The organism is Neorhizobium sp. DAR64860/K0K1, assembly GCF_050500205.1.
GTDB classification, from domain to species: Bacteria; Pseudomonadota; Alphaproteobacteria; order Rhizobiales; family Rhizobiaceae; genus Neorhizobium; species Neorhizobium soli.
Map to the genome: position 1 here is coordinate 46,397 of NZ_CP191460.1, position 19,266 is coordinate 65,662.

General features: G+C 57.0%; 16 protein-coding genes. 4 read left to right on the forward strand and 12 right to left on the reverse strand.

The genetic code is table 11. The features are described 5' to 3' along the window. Positions 1-15 precede the first annotated feature (15 nt). Both ACQY1J_RS21780 and ACQY1J_RS21785 read right to left on the reverse strand, forming a co-directional pair. A complete protein-coding gene (locus ACQY1J_RS21780) occupies positions 16-1,077 on the reverse strand; it encodes a sugar ABC transporter substrate-binding protein (protein WP_430252326.1) in 1,062 nt (353 codons plus the stop codon). 56 nt (positions 1,078-1,133) lie between these two features. Further along, the gene (locus tag ACQY1J_RS21785; RefSeq protein ID WP_430252328.1) at positions 1,134-2,123 is read right to left on the reverse strand and encodes a sugar phosphate isomerase/epimerase family protein; all 990 of its coding nucleotides are present in this window, start codon (positions 2,121-2,123) and stop codon (positions 1,134-1,136) included. A 960-nt stretch (positions 2,124-3,083) separates the two neighbouring features. On the opposite strand from ACQY1J_RS21785, the gene ACQY1J_RS21790 reads away from it, so the two are divergent. Further along, on the forward strand, positions 3,084-3,323 hold the full coding sequence (locus ACQY1J_RS21790; RefSeq protein ID WP_430252330.1) for a hypothetical protein: 240 nt from the start codon (positions 3,084-3,086) through the stop codon (positions 3,321-3,323). A 360-nt stretch (positions 3,324-3,683) separates the two neighbouring features. Here the strand turns inward: ACQY1J_RS21790 and ACQY1J_RS21795 are convergent, their stop codons facing one another. After that, positions 3,684-3,983, reverse strand: coding sequence for a cold-shock protein (locus tag ACQY1J_RS21795; RefSeq protein ID WP_430252332.1), 300 nt, complete (start codon positions 3,981-3,983; stop codon positions 3,684-3,686). Between the two features lie 387 nt (positions 3,984-4,370). On the opposite strand from ACQY1J_RS21795, the gene ACQY1J_RS21800 reads away from it, so the two are divergent. Then, positions 4,371-6,311 carry a methyl-accepting chemotaxis protein gene (locus tag ACQY1J_RS21800; protein ID WP_430252334.1) on the forward strand — a complete coding sequence of 647 codons (1,941 nt, stop codon included), beginning with the start codon at positions 4,371-4,373 and terminating at the stop codon, positions 6,309-6,311. 89 nt (positions 6,312-6,400) lie between these two features. Here the strand turns inward: ACQY1J_RS21800 and ACQY1J_RS21805 are convergent, their stop codons facing one another. The 9 genes from ACQY1J_RS21805 to ACQY1J_RS21845 form a co-directional block, all read right to left on the reverse strand. Next, positions 6,401-8,059 carry an ABC transporter ATP-binding protein gene (locus ACQY1J_RS21805; protein WP_430252336.1) on the reverse strand — a complete coding sequence of 553 codons (1,659 nt, stop codon included), beginning with the start codon at positions 8,057-8,059 and terminating at the stop codon, positions 6,401-6,403. Further along, positions 8,056-8,973, reverse strand: coding sequence for an ABC transporter permease (locus ACQY1J_RS21810; protein ID WP_430252338.1), 918 nt, complete (start codon positions 8,971-8,973; stop codon positions 8,056-8,058). The genes ACQY1J_RS21805 and ACQY1J_RS21810 overlap by 4 nt, the downstream gene beginning before the upstream one ends. Positions 8,974-8,985: 12 nt before the next feature. Next, positions 8,986-9,900 carry an ABC transporter permease gene (locus ACQY1J_RS21815; RefSeq protein ID WP_430252340.1) on the reverse strand — a complete coding sequence of 305 codons (915 nt, stop codon included), beginning with the start codon at positions 9,898-9,900 and terminating at the stop codon, positions 8,986-8,988. Between the two features lie 80 nt (positions 9,901-9,980). Further along, a complete protein-coding gene (locus tag ACQY1J_RS21820; RefSeq protein ID WP_430252342.1) occupies positions 9,981-11,489 on the reverse strand; it encodes an ABC transporter substrate-binding protein in 1,509 nt (502 codons plus the stop codon). Between the two features lie 70 nt (positions 11,490-11,559). Then, a complete protein-coding gene (gene kdgD / locus ACQY1J_RS21825) occupies positions 11,560-12,465 on the reverse strand; it encodes a 5-dehydro-4-deoxyglucarate dehydratase (protein ID WP_430252344.1) in 906 nt (301 codons plus the stop codon). Positions 12,466-12,535: 70 nt separating this feature from the next. Next, positions 12,536-13,273 (reverse strand): FadR/GntR family transcriptional regulator, encoded by a 738-nt coding sequence (locus tag ACQY1J_RS21830; protein ID WP_430252346.1) that lies wholly within the window; start codon positions 13,271-13,273, stop codon positions 12,536-12,538. Positions 13,274-13,691: 418 nt separating this feature from the next. Then, on the reverse strand, positions 13,692-14,831 hold the full coding sequence (locus ACQY1J_RS21835) for a mandelate racemase/muconate lactonizing enzyme family protein (protein ID WP_430252348.1): 1,140 nt from the start codon (positions 14,829-14,831) through the stop codon (positions 13,692-13,694). Positions 14,832-14,844: 13 nt separating this feature from the next. Continuing rightward, positions 14,845-15,762, reverse strand: a complete 918-nt coding sequence (locus ACQY1J_RS21840) for a dihydrodipicolinate synthase family protein (protein ID WP_062577531.1) — start codon at positions 15,760-15,762, stop codon at positions 14,845-14,847. Beyond that, positions 15,755-16,378 carry a GntR family transcriptional regulator gene (locus ACQY1J_RS21845; protein ID WP_430252350.1) on the reverse strand — a complete coding sequence of 208 codons (624 nt, stop codon included), beginning with the start codon at positions 16,376-16,378 and terminating at the stop codon, positions 15,755-15,757. Before ACQY1J_RS21845 ends, ACQY1J_RS21840 begins: the two co-directional genes overlap by 8 nt. 210 nt (positions 16,379-16,588) lie before the next feature. Here ACQY1J_RS21845 and ACQY1J_RS21850 point away from each other — a divergent pair, with 210 nt between their 5' ends. After that, positions 16,589-18,181, forward strand: a complete 1,593-nt coding sequence (locus ACQY1J_RS21850) for an ABC transporter substrate-binding protein (protein WP_430252352.1) — start codon at positions 16,589-16,591, stop codon at positions 18,179-18,181. 22 nt (positions 18,182-18,203) lie between these two features. Continuing rightward, the gene (locus tag ACQY1J_RS21855; protein WP_062577322.1) at positions 18,204-19,262 is read left to right on the forward strand and encodes an ABC transporter permease; all 1,059 of its coding nucleotides are present in this window, start codon (positions 18,204-18,206) and stop codon (positions 19,260-19,262) included. The last annotated feature ends 4 nt before the right edge of the window (positions 19,263-19,266 follow it).

Genomic DNA, 19,266 nt, shown 5'->3' on the forward strand with positions numbered 1-19,266 from the left:
CGGCTCTTGTTGCGATTACTGCGCGCTGGCAGCATCCTTCATCAGCACCTGGCGAATATCGATGCCGTCGCCCTTGTACTTGGCAAGGTTGTCCTTGGTGATCAGCGCCTGCGGTGTCGCAACGACACGTGCCAGCTTCTGACCGGCAACGAGCCGCAATGCGGTTTCCATTGCAACTTCGCCTGTCAGGACCGGGAAGCTGTCAACGGTGCCCGTCAGTTCGCCGGCTTCGATCGACTTGTAGGCGTCGGAAATGCCATCCGTGCCGAATACGGCGACCTTGCCGAGAAGACCTGCCGCCTTGACCGCCTCGATCACACCGAGCGCCATTCCGTCATTGTTGCAGTAGAAGCCGACGAGATCCGGGTTCTGCTGGAGAATGTTGGTGGCAGCGTCGTAGGACTGCTGGCGATCCCAGTTGCCGGGAACGCTGGCGACGACCTGGAACTTGGAACTCTCGCCGATGGTACCCTTGAAGCCTGCGGTACGCTGGACGGCCGCAAAGACGCCGGCCTGGCCTTCGATGACGGCAACCTTGCCGCCTTCCGAGCGGTTCTCGATGAACCACTTGGCAACACGAACGCCGTTGTCGCGCTGTACGTTGCCGACGTAGTGCTCGGCCTGCGGTACGACCGCGTCATTTACGTTGACCACCGGAATTTCGGCTTCCTTGGCCTGCTCCATGACAGGCTGCAGGTTCGCGTCGGTTTGCGGCGACACGAGAATGACATTGAAGCCTGTGGTGACCATGCCTTCTGCAATCGTCAGCTGTCCCAGCTGGTCGCCTTCGCTCTGCGCTGCCTGATAGGCAACAGTCGCACCGGCTTTTTCACCGAAAGACTTGTAGCCTTCGCCGAGCGAACGCCAGTACTCGTTGGTCAGCGTCTTGGAAACGCCGCCCGCGCGCGTGCCTTCCGGCATCTTTGGAAACGCGCCATACTTTGCTTCAAGCTGTGACCAGTCGACGCGATCCTTTTCGGTATCAGAATTGAGCGGCGCAAGATCCTGCGCGAAGGCGGCGCTTGCCATCAGCCCCAGAGCCATGCCGGCAATCGCGGATTTCAGGTGTATGTTCATGTTTATCCTCCCAGGTGTGGTGTGTTGAAACAGAAAAACGCTCTTGAAGCCTCTCCTCAGGCGACGTCGCCGAGCATTGCTTCCTGTATGATGGACTGTGCCGTGACCGCGTCCTGGCGGTCGATCGCGCCAGCAAGACGGTTGTCACGCTCAAGCCGATCAACGACGTTGAGCATCCGCTTCACGGTTTTGATGTTGACCTCGCATTCGTGAACCGGATCGAGACCGGTCATGTCAGGGAAGGTGTCGAAATAGATCGCGCCGTCATAGCCATCGCGGCGGATCTGACGCAGCAGCTCGATCGTCTGGATCGAATGAACGGAACCGACCATCAGCCCGTCGTCGCGCTTTGCGTAACCGTCATTGAGGTGAACACCGAGCAGGCGACTGTGGCGGGCAATCATGGCAGCGGCAAAGGCCGGCTGCTCGTCGGCGTAGAGCACGTGTGCAAAGTCGAGCGTGACGCCGAGGTTGGCGCAGCCGGCTTCCTTGATGGCAAGCAGCGTGGTGGCGCAGTCTGGCATCAGGCTGTAGGAGCGCGGTTCGTTCGGCTTGTACTCGATGGAGATCATGCAATCCGCGTCATGCTCACAGACTTCACGAATACCGTCAATTTCGTGTTGCCACATCCGGTCGTAGTCGGCCTGGAAGGCATAGTCGAAACCGTCCTGGCCAAGCCAAATCGTCATGAGGTTGGAGCCGGCTTCGCGTGCGGCATCGATTCCAGCCTTGGTCAGATCGATCGCCTCGCGCCGAACGCTTTCCTCCGGATGGGTGAACGCACCAAGCTTGAAAGCCGGATTGGTGTAGTAGCGCATGGCAAAGCCGTTGATCGCCAAACCCAAATCTTCCAGCTTATTCTTGAGTTCAGTTGGATTTTCGCCAACATGATCAGGGTAGTTGAGATCAAGGTCCGTCAGACCGTCGACTTTTGCCGCCCGTGCCGCCATCTGCAGTACGCTCGGCTTGCCCTTCAGCTCCGGCCATTCACCGGCGGGGTTCGACGCGAAGGAGTTGAGACGGGTGGCAAAACGGAGATTCGACAATGTCTTCGGCCCTATCAATATTGATCAGAGGCCTAACTTCACAAAGTTATTATACATTGTAAAGCAAAATAGTTTTTGCGGTGCAGCACCACGTGCGGAACGGGGTGTTCGCCCGGTCCTCGCCTGCTAGACCGACCGCGATCAAGATAGCATGAGGGGTCAGGAAGCCATCAGAACCAACTGAGACGCGCCGGCAAAATTGCCTCTTGCACATCACCGGTCGGGGAACGTACCGCCATGAACCCACATCTCGGCCAACCTCGGATAAGAACGACTGACTAAACTAACCAACCGTTCTTTGGACCCCTCCATCAGGTCCGCTCGGATACGAAGAGGTCAAGGGCAACGCGGGATCTAGCCGGTCACCTTGAACGATTTGAACGTACAATTTCGCTGAATGGTTATTAGGAAAAGGTGCGGAGCTGGTTGCGCACAATGAGGATCGACGTGCGCGCGGAACGAAAGGCGCTGACGATTTGAGCGTCCAATCGGCTTTTTGCTAAGGTAGCGGAACTCGTTTCATTCTTCTGCGATTATACGATGCGATAGTAGGAGATCCGTAATACAAACTGGCAATAGCATATCGCCCGCGGCTGAATCGTACCAACGCGAACGGGAGCGACAGGTAGTACGAGGGGAGAGCTTGACGAAGCTTTAGAGGACGCGTTTCCCGCATCTGATCCAGTATCGATGACCCATACCACGCGGTCGGGCAAAGCGCCGGTCGCGACGAACATGAGCATGCGGCAGGCGCTGGAGAGCACGGTCCGCGCCCGTCCCATCGCTGCTATCGCCACTGCATCCGGCGTTGGGTTTATCTTCGGCTTGACACGTTGAGACGATTGCTTCGAGCTCATTTTGTCAAGCCCAATAGGACTTTAGATACGCTCTAGCCTTTGTCGTCGTTATTAGACCATGTGTCCACGCATTCCATCTCGTATAATTTGTAAGGATCAACCTGTGAGCGTGCAATCAGACTTCGATGCTAGTGATTTCGCCAGTCGGCTCGAGACCTTCAGCGACGACGAATTACTCCAAGCCATGCAGGAGCTCGAAAAAGCGAGCGATGACATCAGCCACGACGAGCGCGAAACTAGCGATGTGTTCGCAAAAATTGCCCTAGTCGAGACAGCCATTGAGGATCGCTTTCCAGGTCAGCTACTGGCGCCTTCTAAAGAATGGCAGCATCGTCGGACCTGAAGACGTTACTCTCGCCCTTAGCAGGAGCCCGCGAACAGGTGTCTGAATGCCGACAGAGACCAAGAAGCGAAGGAGTAGTTTCTGTGATGTCGCCAGATCACCGTCGGCCAATCGAAACGACAAAGCGCCTTACTCGCACGCAGCAGGATGCTCTACGAGCGATTTCCTTCTACCGCCGACAGAAAAAGGTCGGTAAAGGCTGGCTGGTTGGCAACGCGCACTTATCGGGGAAAATTGTCGACCGTCTCGAGTAGCTTGAACTGGTCGAGGAGAGTTTCGTGCGGGGCGAGCCGATCCTGCAATTGACGATCTTTGGACAGGCAATTCGGGCCTGCCTGTTCCATTAGCGATCCATGACCGCTATCCCCGTCGAAGACCCCACTCCTTCTCGAATTCTGTCTCGAAAGTTGAAGTTGCATTAGTCGGTTCAGGTTCCCGTCGAGGTGCCTTTGGCTTGGAAATGACCGAGAGGCCATCTGCAAAGACTTTCCCGTTCCGCGAGCCAATGGAATACCGAAGAGCAATGCCGTTCTCCAAGGTCGGAAGATTGGCTTCCTCAGCCTTTGAGACATGCAAGAATACGTCCTCAGTGCCATCGTCAGGGGTGATGAACCCGAACCCCTTGGCCACGCTGAACCACTTAACCGTTCCTGTTGGCATACATTGTTTTCCTATCTCAGCAGAGTTACGGCGTTTTTGCAGGTGCCATATATGGATGCGACGCGCTCGGCGATCGGGAACGTCTGAGTTAGTGCGTTGCGCTGATTGCGATTATTGCATTCCGCAGCTTTAGCGGGTCAACAATTTCTGACGGCAGCAATCATGCACTGTCCCATGCGCATATTTCTACCAGGCTATCGCGTATTCACAGGGAAACCAGAACTCATGGGAAACCTGAGTAATCTTTTCTTATGAGAACTCTCTTACCTTCCCGCCAGGACACCGAGATCGATCAGATCCTTTTACGCGCATGATGCGCGCCGTCTACGACGGCTCCTGTCTCCTTTCTCCCCGCTGCGCTCATTCCTTTCCCTGCGAAGGTCCACCATGCTTAATAATCTGAAGATCAAGACCAAGTTCCTGATGGCAATTGCCATCCTCGGCGTCATTTCCCTCGCTGGCCTGTTGTTTGTCACGCAGCGGTTCAGCGCGGCGAACCAGTCCTATTCCAGCTTCCTTCATAAGGAGAGCACCGCTGCGGCGTTTGTCCCTCGCGGCGCAGCAGCCACTTGGACAGCCACAACCTGGCTCAGTCGCGCACTGGCTCAGGCCCCGCAGTCGGCGGCTTTTGCAAATCTTTCCGAGCGTTTCGGCAAGGAGCTTGCAGGAGCTCGCAGTCGTCTGGAGCAGGTCCCAGGGCTCGTTCCTAGCCGTCATGCTGCGGTGCAAGAGCTTCTCCTCGATATCGACAAGCTGGCAGCCATCGGCGACCTTCTGTTGAAGGCTCATGCCGCCGGCGACACTGCTAAGGTTACTGCATTGTCAGGCGATCTCGACAAAATCGTCATCGAATTGTCTCCCAAGTTTGGTGCAAACAACGGAGCAATGACGGATATGATCAAGAACGGCGGTGACCAGCTGTCGGCGGAAGTTTCCTCCACTATCCAGCTAGCCCTCATCGGAATGCTTATTGGTATCGCGGTTGCTGTTGCGATTGCCATGGCGATCGCCCACACAGGCGTCACCGCTCCGATGGCGCGCCTTCGTGAACGCATGTCTTCGCTTGCTGCCGGCAACACAGACGCAGAGATCGATGGCCTGGGCCGCAAAGACGAGGTGGGTATGATGGCCGAGGCTGTCGCCATTTTCCGCGACAACGCGCTGGAGCGTCTTCGCCTTGAGCAGGAGGCAACCGACAATCGCGGTCTTTCTGAACGTGAACGCGTCGAGCGCGAAGCATTGAGAACCCAAGAAGCTGCCGACGTGAAGTTCGCCGTAGAGAACCTTGCCAGAGCGCTCAGCCAGCTTTCCGAAGGCAACGTGTCATACCGCGTTGATACGCCGTTTACGCCAGCGCTCGACGGCGTCCGTAACGACTTCAACGCATCTGCGTCAAAGTTGCAATCGGCACTTGAACATGTTTCCGAGAATGCGCGCAGCATCGAAGCTGGTTCCGCTGAAATCAAGTCGTCCGCCGATGATCTTGCCAAGCGAACCGAACAGCAGGCCGCGTCTGTCGAAGAGACCGCAGCAGCGCTCGAAGAAATCACCACCACCGTCAAGGACGCCGCCAAGCGCGCTCAGGAAGCCGGCTCTCTCGTTGCCCGCACCCGCCAGGGTGCTGAGAAGTCCGGTGAAGTCGTCCAGAACGCTGTCAGGGCTATGCAGCAGATCGAGAAGTCTTCGGGCGAAATCGGCAACATCATCGGGGTGATTGATGAGATTGCCTTCCAGACCAACCTTCTCGCTCTGAACGCCGGGGTCGAAGCCGCCCGCGCAGGGGAGGCCGGCAAGGGTTTTGCGGTCGTCGCACAGGAAGTGCGTGAACTTGCTCAGCGTTCTGCCAATGCTGCGAAAGAGATCAAGACATTGATCAATGCGTCCAACCAACAGGTCCAAAACGGCGTACTTCTGGTTGGCGAAACCGGCCGCGCACTGGAAACGATCGTTGCGGAAGTCCAGGAAATCAACCGCAATGTCAGCGCAATCGTCGAGAGCGCTCAGGAACAATCGTCCGGCCTTCAGCAAATAAACACCGCCGTCAACGCGATGGACCAGGACACCCAGAAGAACGCCGCAATGGTCGAGGAGCAGACTGCCGCAAGCCATGGAATGGCGCGCGATGCAGCTTCGCTGAACGAACTCCTGTCACAGTTCAAGCTGTCGGGTAGAGGCGGCCGACGTGGATATACGCCGCCCCAGGCAGTGCTCTCTTCAGAACGCCGCCAAGCGTCCGTAGCGTCGCCGGCCCGTGCCCTGAATCAAAAAGTGGCAACTGCCTTCTCCGGCAATGCCGCTGTAGCTGCCAATGAATGGGAGGAATTCTGAGACGCAGCTTCCAGCGATCAGCAAAGCAAAGCCGCGGATATCGACTGATACCGCGGCTCTTGCCGGGCTGGTGACGCGACATGCGTGATTTAAGCGCCCCTTACCGTTTCTGACAACGGGAGGTCGAGCCATTTCGGTTTCGGGGTCGCGTTCAAAAGCAAGCGTGTGTAATCGTGCTTAGGTGAAGAGAACAGTGAAACGGCATCATTCTCTTCCACCACTTTTCCACGCTGCATCACAAGAATCCGGTCTGCTATTGCTCGAACGATCGGCAGATCATGCGTGATGAAGATATATGAGAGCCCGAGTGTGCGCTGCAGATCGGCCAGAAGTTCTATGACTTGCATCTGTATAGACACATCGAGAGCCGAAACGGCTTCGTCGCAAACGATGAGTTCGGGCTCGCTCGCAAGAGCTCTCGCTATTGCGATACGTTGACGCTGACCACCGGAAAACTGGTGCGGATAACGATCAACGTGCTCGGCCTTTAACCCAACGAGTTCCAGAAGTTCCACCACGCGTTCGCTCCACCGGGCACGTGGGAGGATATGTTTGTGGATAGCCCATGGCTCCGAGATGATCTGTCGCACATTCATGCGGGGATTCATCGAGCCAAATGGGTCCTGAAACACCATCTGTACACGACGTCGAAAGCTGTTTAGCGCCTTACCCTCAAGTTCGAATATGTCCTCTCCTGCAAAGAGTGCACGACCGGAGGTCGGTGTATTCAGCCGCAGGAGCATGCGCGCGATACTCGATTTTCCGGACCCGGACTCCCCGACAATACCTACCGTTTCTCCACGGTGGAGTACGAAAGATACCTCGTCAACTGCCCGAAACTCCTGCTTGGACGCGAGCGCGCCTGAACCCAGGAGGTAATGCTTGCTGAGGTTCTCGACTTTCAGCAAAACTTCCTTGCCTACAGCCTCACGCTGGGGGCGATTTGTGTCCTCCAGATGCGGCACGGCTGCCATGAGCCGCCTTGTATAAGCGTGCGCGGGATTGGTGAATACCTCCCTCGCCTCTCCGCTTTCCACGACCTTCCCGCCATTCATGACGATGATCCGATCGGCCATCGCGGCCGCCACCTCGAGATCATGCGTGATCATTATCAGCGCCATTCCCGTTTCCTGCTGCAGATCACGCAACAGTTCAAGGATCTGCGCTTGCACGCTGACATCGAGGGCAGTCGTCGGTTCGTCAGCGATCAGTATGTCCGGTTTTAGCGCGATCGCCATCGCGATCATAACTCTCTGGCGCTGACCGCCGGAAAACTGGTGCGGATAGTAGTCTATACGGTCTTTCGCGTCCGGTATGCCGACGCGTTCGAGCAATCGGATAACCTCATCGCGGACTGTGGTTGTCTGGGCCTCCCCGTGGGCCTCGAACACTTCAGCAATCTGTCGTCCCACGGTGAACACGGGATTAAGGTATGCCAAGGGGTCCTGAAAGATCATCGCAATGCGCTGGCCGTTAAGCTTGCGCCTATGCTCGTTGCTAAGACGCGAAATGTCGTTGCCGTCGAACACCAGCGATCCGGCGACGATATCGCCCGGCGGGCAGTCGATGAGCCCCATCACCGTACCGGTGCTGACGCTCTTTCCAGAACCGCTTTCACCAAGGATGACGAGTGTCTCGCCAGGACATACGTTGAACGACACGTTGTCCACGGCTCTCACGGGATCGCCTTCGGACAAGAAATCGACGGTAAGATTGTTGATCGTGAGGATAGGTTTCGAATGGGTCATCGAGGCGCCTTTCGCAGCGACTGCAGGCGCCAGCGTTGGGAGGGATCGGCAACGGTACGAGCCCAGCTCGCCAGTATATTCAACGACAAGGTAGTAAGGAGAATCGCGAGGCCCGGCCAAAAGGCGATCCACCACGCAGTCGAGAGGTAACCGCGGCCATTCGCAACCATCGCTCCCCAAGTGAAGTTCGGCGGCTGGATGCCGAGACCGAGAAAGCTCAATGAAGATTCCGCCAGGATGACGGTGGCGAAGTCGATCGCAGCGATTGTCACCAGTGTCGGCAGCACTAGCGGCGCAATGTGCCGGAACAGAATGCGACGGCTGCTTGCACCCATCGAAAGTGCTGCACTGACAAACATGCGCTCGCGCAGTTCCAGCACTTCAGCTCGTGCCGTTCGGATGAAGACCGGCATGCGAGTGATGGCGAGAACGATCACCAAATTCGTCATGCTGGGACCAAGCGTATAAAGCACGATCAGTGCCAGCAGCAGCGATGGAAAGCTCATGATGACATCGGCAAGACGCAGGATAACGTGGCTGTACCAACGTTCCGAATAACCTGCGACCAATCCAAGAGCGCCACCCACAAACATGGAGCAGCACACAGCGGCCGCCGCTATGGCGAGAGTCGTCTGGGCACCCACGATGAGCCTCGCAAGTATCGGCCGACCGAGGGTATCCGCGCCTAGAATATAGATGAATCCCTGATCGAGAGAAAAGGGCGCGAGGTTGCGTTGTCTGAGTCCAAGCTTGCCAGCCATATCACCGACCAGCAGCGGGCCGAACAGCAAGCAGACAACAAGGATGAACAAGAAGATCGCCGCACAAAAAGCCAGCTTGTCGCGCGTCAGATAGATCGCGAGCTGGTGCAGGTTCCCGGGCGACTTTGTAGAAACGATTGTCGTATCGGTCATGGTCGTCCTCCCTCAGTAGCGGATGCGTGGATCGAGTGCGACATAAAGAAGGTCGATCGCGATGTTGACGACGAAGATGGCGATCGCTGTGACGAGGATCGTCGACTGAACTACCGCAAAGTCGCGCTGGATAATCGAATCGATCATGAGCTTGCCGATGCCAGGCCATCCGAAGATCGTTTCAACCACGACTGCACCGTTGACCAGACCTGTCATAAGGTCACCCGCGACGGTGATGACTGGCAGGAGCGAATTGCGAAGCGCATGACCGAAGATGATCTTACGCCGCTTCATGCCTTTGGCATGCGCAGTCTTGATGTAAGGTGAGGCAAGTGCCGAAATCATTGTGCCGCGTACGACCTGTACGAGAAGGCCGAATGGACGCAGCATCAACACTGCAATTGGCATGATCCAGTGAAGGGCCGTTCCAGTTCCTGACGTTGGAAAGAGACCAAGTCCAACAGAGAAAACAAGGATGCCGACGATTGCGATCCAGAAATCAGGTGTGCTCGCACCCGCCAGCGACACGACTCCGGCTATACGGTCGAAAAGGCTTCCGGGACGTGCGGCCGCCATCGCTCCGATAAAAATAGCCAGGCCTGTCGAAAGCGTCATTGCGATGAGGGCGAGTTGCAGCGTTGCGGGAAAGGCCTCAAGCGCCACTTCAAGCGCGGAGCGGTTCTGGCGCATAGACTGACCAAAATCCAGTGACAAGAGATTGCTCAGGTACTGGAGGAACTGCAAATAGAGAGGCTGGTCGAGACCATTCAACTTTGCGAACGCCTGGCGAGCTTCGAGGCTGGAGTCGAGAGGCAGGTAGAGGGCTGAAGGATCGCCCGTAAGCCGCGTGAGGAAAAAGACGAGCGTCAGCAGACCGATCACCGAAATGACGCTGTGATAAGCTCGCCGCCCTATATAAGCGAACATCGCGCATACCCCTGATTTTACTGGATGGAGTGCGAGCGCCAGACACCGTGGTCAGGCGCTCGATCGACTGGCGTGACCCGTCAGTTCTTCAGGCCGATATTGGCAAGGGGGATCTCGCTGTTGGTCGAGATATCCGGCTTCCAGTCGAGACGCTTACCGACGCGGGTGTAACCGATCATGTGGAACATCGGGATATCAAGCACGAGTTCGTTATGCGCTTTGTTAAAGATCGCCTTGAACTTCGTCGTACGGTCGTCGCCAGTTGCCGCCAGTGCGTCGGCGATCTCGGCGTCGAGCGCGGCATCCTTGACTGTCGAGTAGCTGCCTGCCGAGGTGTAGAAGATCGGGATCGTGAAGGCAGCATCGCCCTTGTTGTTGTCATGCATCATCTGCAGAAGGTTAGGTCCGCGTCCTTCCGGGAACGGCTTTTGCAAATAGCGCAGCCAGTCATTCACATCGAGCATGGTAAGCTTGACGTTGAGGCCGGCTTCCTGCCACATCGCCGCCATGGCTTCCATAGCCTCCGAGCCGTTCGGATAAATGCCATTGCGGCCGATGAGCTCTATTTCGGTCTCAACCGGCACGCCTGCTGCCTTTGCCTCGGCTACGAGCGCGGAGGCCTGCGCCGCGTCGTAAGTCCATGGAGCAAGCTTGTCGTCATGACCATTAATGCCGGTCACCGACATTTGAGAGGCGCGCTTGATGTCGTCTCCGAAGAGCTGCGCAAGTCCATCCCAGTCGATGGCAAGGTTCAACGCTTTGCGGACACGAACGTCATCGAGTGGCGCAAAGCCGGTGTCGATGCGCAATGCAGTGGTTTCCGAGTTCAGATAGGCGAAATCAGTCTCCGGCGTGGTCGCATCCTGAATGGCGATCGAAGGCGTCAGGTCCGCTTCTCCAGTGTCTACCATCGCAGCTCGGATCGATGATTCCTGACGCCACACGTAGCTTGCCTTGGTAAACGCGGGCTTCTTGCCCCAATAGCCGTCGAACGCGTCAAGAACCACCGTTTGGGGTGAGAAGCTGGCCAGCTTGAATGGCCCGGTACCGACAGGATCATTGACCGCTTTGTCAGCCGGTGTTTTCGGCGAGACAACCATGACGACACTGAGCAGTGTCGGTAGGATCGGCTGCGGCTTGTCTGACTTGACCTCTATCGTCAGTTCGTCGGTTGCCGTGACGGTAAGCTTGGAATCGCCGAATTTTGCAATGTTGCTGCAAGTCACCTTGCCGCCGGTCATGCGTTCGATAGAGTATTTTACCGCTGCTGCATTGAACGCTTCACCGTCCTGAAACTTCACACCTTCACGCAGCTTGAAGCGCCAGGTGTTTGGATCGATCTGGCTCCACTCGGTCGCAAGTGCAGGAGTGGCTTGGCCGGTTGCCGCGTCTATAACAGTCAGCGGCTCTACAACGTTGCGGCTCAGAATTTGGCCGACATTGGTTATGATCGTGCCACAAGGCTCGAGATTTGCAGGCTGCTCAGGCAGCACGATCTTGATCTCGTTTGTGGTCTGAGCTCCGGCTTGGCCGGCCAGGACGGCGACGGCTACGGCGCTTGCCAGCATCAAATTGTATCTCATTGTCATTGCACTCCTCCCAAGTGAATAGTGACCATTCGATATGAATGCCCTTTAGGCGTGCGAACCATTATCGTTCTCAGGCCGACACGGCCTCGATAAGTTCTCTGAGAATTTCCTTTTCATCTCCAGTCAGATCGACCAATGGCGGCCGGACCGGGCCCGGCGTGTATCCAACCAGATCCACGCCCGCTTTTATGATGGAAACCGGATATCCAGCTTTCCGATCTCGCAACTCCGCGAATGGGAAAAAGAATGTGTGAAGTATGCTCTCCATCGTCGCGCTGTCGTTGCTGCGCATCGCATTGTAGAAACGAATAGCAAGTTGCGGGACGAAATTGAAAACTGCCGACGAGTACGTCGTCACACCGACGCCGTTGAAGCCCTCGGCGAAGAGTTCATGTGTCGGCATTCCGCCGATGTAGCAAAGTCGATCGCCGAGCTTTGCTGTGACATGGCGAACCAGGTCGACCCTGCCTGTTCCGTCCTTGAAACCGATGAGGTTTGGGCAAGCGTCCGCAAGCCTGGCAACCGTATCGGCGTTCGCCACGGAGTTTGCACGATTGTAAAGGATGACGCCGAGGTCCGTAGAGTCGCAGACGGCTTTCACATGGGCGAAGATGCCGTCCTGTGGAGCTTCGGTCAGATAATGGGGCAGCAGCAAAAGGCCGTCTGCGCCAACCTTTTCCACGATGCGCGCCGTCTCTACTGAGAGAGCAGTACCATAGCCGCAACCCGCGATAATTGGCACATCTCCTGAAACATCCTTGGCGGCTTCCGTAACGAGACCGACTTCTTGCGGAGTAAGAGAGAAGAATTCTCCTGTACCGCCAGCGGAGAAGAGAGCGGCTGCGCCAAAGCCAGACAACCATTCAACGTGACGCCGGTAGCTATCGAGGTTGAGCTTGTAGTCCGGATCGAAATGCGTAACGGGGAACGACAAAAGGCCAGAACCCACGCGGGCTTTCAGTTCATCAGGCGACAACAGACTTCCTCCTAGTAATCTACCGAGAGAAAGTCATATGACAACTAAAAATACAAGTCAACGCGTGTTGTCATATGTCCTTAGGGCGGCGAGCAGCTAATGCTCGATAGCGCTTTATGCCGGTCACGAGATGTTTTCGCATTGCGTCGCGAGCGAGCTCAGGATCGCGTGCTGCGATTGCGTCGGCAATACTCCTATGCTCTTCCCATATAGATTCGTCACGGCTGGGCAGAGGATCCAACCCACCCATGACCTTCCGAAACTTCACGCGTGGGATCATTCGGCGCCCGACATGCTCCAAAAACGTGCGAAAGCGCGCGTTGTTCGTGGCGCTGGCAACCGCGACATGGAATGCGAAGTCAGCCTCGTCCGTCGGCATGGAACTGGCCACAAGAGCGCCAAATCGCTCGACCTGGCTATGTATTTCTGCCTCCTGGGCAGGCGAACTGCGTGATGCAGCAAGGCCTGCGGCTTCTACCTCAATTCCGATCCGTAATTCGAGTTCCTCGATTATGTCTGAAATCCTGTCGGTTTCTCCAGTAAAGAGACCCGCGATCGTGTCCACCTGTGAAAGGCCAGTGACGTAAACTCCCGACCCTTGTCGCGACTCCACAAGCCCGTCTGCCCGCAGTTCGGCGAGCGCCTCTCGTATAACCGTTCGGCTATGTCCGAACCTGGCGATCAGCGCCGCCTCCGTAGGCAGTTTGTCGCCGATTGCAAAGTATCCGTCGTCTATCTGAACTCTGATTGCATCGACGACGCCCGATGAAAGAGATCGGCGTATTCCTTGTTTTTGGACCCAGCCCATATCGATCCTTCGCATTAAACCAGCGGCTAGACAAATAGCACAGGTCCACCCTGAGGACGACTTGTTCTTATTTGTCATATCAGCTGAAGCGTATTTTTCGATAACTGGACTATCACAACATCTCGGCCAAGATGTCATGCCTCGGCGACCAGCTCGATCTAGAATGCTGTGGAGCGTTCCCATCTGCAAGATCGAGTAGGCGGGCGTCGAGAAGATGGCAAGGGCGCAAGGCGCTGCTTCCTCATCGCACCTGATATCGCATTCGCGCCTTCATATTGGATCTTCGATACGTCGCGAAAGAGCCGGTGCTAGTGACGAGCTCCTCTTCTGCGTGACGCGGAGTTCGAAACAGATGATAACGCAAGTATCCTATGATTGGTCGACGACAAGCAGCGACTGGATATCACTGCTCGTAAGCTTAGGGATAGGCCGTCGAGCCATCCGGTTTTTGTGTGATCTTGCGCTGCCAGTGGACGTAGTCGTCGGTTCGCAGAGCCTTTTCGTCGATCTCAATCCCCCATCCGGGACGGTCGGGGCGAAGCTCCATATGGCCATCGACTGGCATGTATGGATCAAGCGCCCACGGCGCGTAGACATGTGGCTTGAATTCGAGGATCTGAAAATTCGGCTGGGCGGCGCAGAAATGGATGTTGACGGCGGTTGCTAGCGGACCCATTGGGTTGTGGGGGGCGACCGTCACATAGTGCGCCTCCGCAAGCGTTGCGATGCGCCGCATTTCCGACATACCACCGACAACGCAGATGTCCGGTTGAATGATGTCAGCGCCCTGAGCCGACAAAAGCGATAGGAATTCAAAGCGGTTGTATAGAGACTCGCCCGTGGCGAGCGGAACGTTCACCTTCGATTTCAATTCCCGCCATGCCGGGATGTGCTCGGGGCGAATAGGTTCTTCGTAGAAAAGCGGGTCGTTCGGGGCAATCGCGGCCGCCAGTTGAACCGCCTTGTAGGGTTCAAAGATCTTGGCATGCGCGTCGAAGGCAAATTCGAAATGCGAAGGCGTGATTTCGCGGATTCGCCCGAACCAGTCGCCGGTTTCCTTGACCAGTTCCCCCCAGCGCCCGGTGTGCAGATCGCGCCGGTACGGGCTGAGCTTGAACGCCGTGTAACCGTAATCCTCGTTGAGCTTGAGCGTCTGGTCAAGCGCATACTCGGCATCCGGCGCCGTGTAGATTCCGCAATAGACGCGGACGCGGTCACGGACGCTGCCGCCCAGCAGCATGTAGACCGGCAGACCAGCAACCTTGCCGGCGATATCCCACAATGCGTGATCGATGGCGGAAATCGCGGCAAGGCCTAGGGCTCCGGGAGGAAATCGGCATTGCTGGTTGAGTTTGAGGACGAGATATTCGACCCGGCGCGGATCCTCGCCTTCGATCTGGTGAAACAGGTAGTCGAGAAGCGGCGGCAGCGACCAGTCCGGGCCGTGATTGTAGCATTCGCCCCAGCCGCTGATGCCTTCGCTGGTCTCGATCTTGAGCAGCAGGCGGGGACGCTCGTCCACGCGCTGCATGTATGTCTTGATGCCGGTGATATGCACTGCTGATCCTCCCTTAGGCAGCTTTTGCGGAGCGAATGCTGTCCACAACCTCACCAAGGATTTTGCGCTCGGACGCGTTCAACTCGACCACACCCGGTATCCGCACGGGCCCGACATCCGTTCCAAGCATGCCGAGCGCTTCCTTGACGACGGTGACGTTGGCGCCGTTGTTGTATTTTGTGCGAAGCGACTCGAATGGGGCAATTCCATCGATCAGGCTGCGCGCCGTAGCATAATCGCCGGACTCGAGCGCCTTGTGGATGGCGTGCGAGCGCTCGGGGAAGACGTTGACGAGGCCCGAGGTGAAGCCGCGTGCGCCCATGGCGTAAAATGCCGGCGCCCAGCCTTCCGCCAGTCCGCAGACCCAAATTGCCGGGGCATCATGGGTGGTGCGGATAACCTCGGCCAACAGCATCAGATTGGGGGAGGCGAACTTGATGCCAGCAATGTTGGGGTGCAGCGCCAGTCGGCGGAAATCGTCTACAGAGAAACCGTCGCTGCGCACGTAGGCGATAACTGGGACCGTGCAGAAATCTGCCAGATCGAGAAAATAGGCTGCCTGGAAGGCCGGTCCTGCGAAAGGGTCCATGGGATGATGCCCCATGATCGCGTCGGCGCCCTCGGCGATAGCGTCGCGCGCCAGCGCCTTCGCATCGGTTAGCGACCGGCCAACGGCCGCACTTACGAGTGCCATGCCGTCTGCAGCCTTGATCGTCGTACCGTGCACGAGACGGATCTCATCCATCGTCAGCGTGAAAAACTCGCCGGTATTGCCGGCCGCCATGAGATTGTGGACCTTTGCCGCGGCAAGTCCCTTAATCAGCCGATCGAGCTTCTCAACATCAATCGATCCGTCGCTTCCGTATGGCGTCACTGGAACGCCTGAGATCCCGGAAAGGGCACGTCTTACGGCCTGTAGTTTGTCAGTCACGCTCACTATCCTTCTGATTTCCGAATACGATCGACAGGTAGGTTTCGCCCGAACGTACGACGTGGTCGCGCATAGAGCGCTCCGCCATGTCCGCATCTCCGGCAACGATCGCGTCGGCGATGGCCACATGCTCCTCAAGCGCTTTCTGGCGCTCCGCCGGATCGAGGTGAATAACGCGACGGATGCTGGCGTCGTAAAATTGCTGACGTTCGATCAACTTAGCCAGATAGCTGCACCGCGAGCTTCTATGGATGAGATCGTGGAAGGCTTCATTGAGCGCAATCAGACTATCGGCGTCACCCGAAGTGGTTGCCTCGCGCATCAGGTTGGCGGTTGCCACCAGTTCCGAACCATCCTTCCTGTCGATCCGCTTCGCAGCCAGACGGGCGATCATCGATTCCAGCGCAGCGCGCGCAAGGATCATCTCCTCCGCCCAGCTGCTCGCAAACCGGATGATCACACCGCGCCGCGGCAGGGCCTCGACCAGCCCTTCCGTTTCCAGCTGACGAAGGGCTTCCTTGATCGGCGTCGTGCTTACGCCGAACTGCTCGGCGAGGCTGCGCTCGTTAACTTTTTCGCCGGTAGCGAAATGCCCTGACAGGATGGCTGCACGCATCGTCCGATGAACATGATCCCGCACGGTCACATTAAAGCTTGCGTCAATTTTCTCAAATCCAGCTCCACTCGCTGGCGTGCCCAAGCTGCTGATCATTTTCCAAATTCCGTTGACGCGCTGTCGTTAATATGAGATCTGGTATATCAGATTTGTTATTCCTGTCGATAGCAAATTTTGGACAACCAGGTTGAGGAGCCTTGGGAGAAGAACATGCCGAAGCTAAATTTCGTTGCCATCGCGAGTGCTGCGGTCCTCGCATGCAGCTCCGCCCCCGTATTCGCAAAAACACCGCCGGATCAATTGGTCATCGCCATCATGATGACGACGATGCGCGGCCTCGATCCTCACGAGATCAACCAGCTCGAAGCAGCCGAGGTCGTCGCTAATCTTTACGATCGGCTTATCGAGCTGCCTGCCGATAATGTCACAGTGCCAAAACCCTCACTTGCCGAGAGCTGGATGGTGTCTGAGGATGGGAGGACATTCACTTTCAAAATCCGTCAAGGCGTGAGGTTTCATTCTGGCAATCCCCTCACTGCAAAGGACGTGGAGTGGTCTCTGCACCGGCTTGTAAATCTCGGGCTCGCACCTTCTACCGACCTTCGCCAATGGGGGTTCTCGGCCAAAAATGTCGATACTCTGATCCGAGCGACGGATGATCATACACTTGTACTGCAGACACCCGAAGTCTGGAACCCGAACCTCATTCTCTACTCCCTGGCCAGCTTCTCGACGTCGATCGTTGACAGCGCCTTTCTGGCGAGCCGGGAGAAAAACGGCGACTGGGCGCGCAATTATCTTCAGACCAGAGACGCGGGATCCGGGCCGTATTCCCTGACGACCTGGCGCTCCAATCAGCTTCTGATCGCCGATGCAGTCCCGGAATACTGGAAGGGCGTGCCCGCGATGCGGCGCGTGTTCATGAGCCATATTCCGGAATCGTCGGCCCAGCGGCTGCAGATCGATGCCGGCGACGTTGACGTCGCGACGCGGTTGTCTTCAACGGACCTTTTAGGGCTCGAGGCCGATGGCAAGGTCTCCGTCCAGAAGGTACCCGGTTTCGGCTTCTACTATCTAGCACTGAACCAAAAAGATGAAATCCTCTCAAAGCCCAAAGTTCGCGAGGCTTTCCGCTATCTTATCGACTACGACGGGCTCAGCAGCACCGTGATGAAATATTACGGCACCAAACAGCAGTCGATCATTCCGGCTGGCCTCCCGGGCGCACGGAGCGACAACCCGTACAAGTTAGACATCGACAAAGCGAAACAGCTAATTGCTGAAGCGGGTTATCCTGATGGATTTTCGAAAGTCTATTTCGCACAACCCGGCACCCCGGAATCAGAAGTCGGCATCTCGTTGCAAAACAATGCCGCCAAGGCCGGCATTAAACTCGATTTGCAGATCGGCGACCAGATCGGCAAGTTCCGCTCCCGTCAGTTCGAGCTGTTCTCTTCACGTACTGGTGATCGCCTTCCAGATCCGCATGCAGTTCTTCAGTCATATGCCACGAACGCCGACAATTCCGATGCAGCTAAGCTTGCCGGGCTGGTTGCCTGGCGCACGGCCTGGGATGTCCCCAAGGATATACAGGATTTGGTGATGGCGGCCGCTCACGAGATCGATCCGGAGAAACGCGAGGAACTGTATGGACGGATCAACGAAGCCTATATGCGCGCCTCGCCCGCTCTGGTCACGTCGTTCCAGCGTACCGATCCCAAAGCCGTCCGCACGGAAGTGAAAGGCTATGTTGGGCATCCGACTTGGCTGACACGCTGGGACACCGTTTCAAAAAGCGAATGACGTGCGAACCAAGGATAGTGCCATGAGTATTTCCCAAACCGCAGCCCCTCCCGTTCCAAGCCATTCGTTTCTCAAGGCAGCACGGAAAGTCGCCGCCTCGGCGGTCGTGATCATGACGACAATGCTCGGTCTGCTGGTCATCACATTCGTCGTCGGACGCATGGTCCCTGCCGATCCTGTCATCGCCGCGATCGGCGATCAGGCGGACCAAGCGACATATGACCGCGTCTACAAGGAGATGGGCCTAGACCGGTCAATCTACGTGCAGTTCGCAAATTACCTCGGCAATGCCGTGCAGCTTGATTTCGGTCAGTCGAATATCACTAAGCAGCCCGTGGTCAACGATCTTGCGCGGGTGTTTCCCGCCACGCTGGAACTGGCGACCCTTGCGACACTGATCGGCGCCGGTCTCGGCGTCCCCCTCGGCGTGATCGCCGCGGTCCGCAAGGGTACGTGGGTGGACCATATCGCCCGTGTCGTCGGCCTGCTCGGATACTCGACGCCGATCTTCTGGCTCGGCACGATTGTCATCCTGCTGTTTTACGCGCACCTCGGCGTGATCCCGCCCGGCGGCCGGATCTATGTCTACAACGAGGGGATCGTCGAAGCGCGGACAAATTCCGTGCTCGTCGACAGCCTGCTGGGCGGACACTGGGATGTCTTCTGGAGTGCGTTGCACCACCTTATCGCGCCGGCTCTGATCCTCGGGTATGCGGCAATGGCCTATCTCAGCCGCATGACACGCAGCTTCATGCTGGAACAGCTTCACCAGGAATACATCCTCACCGCCCGCGCCAAAGGCCTTGGCAAACGACCGATCATCTGGCGGCACGCGTTCCGCAACATCCGGGTACAGCTCCTTACCGTCGTTGCCCTCGCCTATTGCGGCCTGCTCGACGGCACCGTGCTGATTGAGACAGTGTTCGCATGGCCAGGGCTTGGACAATACCTCACCTCCGCCCTGTTCTTCGCTGACATGAATGCGGTGCTCGGAAGTGTTTTCCTGATCGGTTTGATCTCGATTGCCATCAACTTCCTGTCCGACATCGCCTATCGCTTTATTGATCCGAGGACCCGGTGATCCC

Excerpts from the sequence above, each read along its gene's own strand:
- ACQY1J_RS21780 (WP_430252326.1), bottom strand. The coding sequence starts at position 1,077 with ATGAACATACACCTGAAATCCGCGATTGCCGGCATGGCTCTGGGGCTG.
- ACQY1J_RS21795 (WP_430252332.1), bottom strand. The coding sequence starts at position 3,983 with ATGCCAACAGGAACGGTTAAGTGGTTCAGCGTGGCCAAGGGGTTCGGG.
- ACQY1J_RS21800 (WP_430252334.1), top strand. The coding sequence starts at position 4,371 with ATGCTTAATAATCTGAAGATCAAGACCAAGTTCCTGATGGCAATTGCC.
- ACQY1J_RS21805 (WP_430252336.1), bottom strand. The coding sequence starts at position 8,059 with ATGACCCATTCGAAACCTATCCTCACGATCAACAATCTTACCGTCGAT.
- ACQY1J_RS21810 (WP_430252338.1), bottom strand. The coding sequence starts at position 8,973 with ATGACCGATACGACAATCGTTTCTACAAAGTCGCCCGGGAACCTGCAC.
- ACQY1J_RS21815 (WP_430252340.1), bottom strand. The coding sequence starts at position 9,900 with ATGTTCGCTTATATAGGGCGGCGAGCTTATCACAGCGTCATTTCGGTG.
- ACQY1J_RS21820 (WP_430252342.1), bottom strand. The coding sequence starts at position 11,489 with ATGACAATGAGATACAATTTGATGCTGGCAAGCGCCGTAGCCGTCGCC.
- ACQY1J_RS21830 (WP_430252346.1), bottom strand. The coding sequence starts at position 13,273 with ATGGGCTGGGTCCAAAAACAAGGAATACGCCGATCTCTTTCATCGGGC.
- ACQY1J_RS21845 (WP_430252350.1), bottom strand. The coding sequence starts at position 16,378 with ATGCGTGCAGCCATCCTGTCAGGGCATTTCGCTACCGGCGAAAAAGTT.
- ACQY1J_RS21850 (WP_430252352.1), top strand. The coding sequence starts at position 16,589 with ATGCCGAAGCTAAATTTCGTTGCCATCGCGAGTGCTGCGGTCCTCGCA.
- ACQY1J_RS21855 (WP_062577322.1), top strand. The coding sequence starts at position 18,204 with ATGAGTATTTCCCAAACCGCAGCCCCTCCCGTTCCAAGCCATTCGTTT.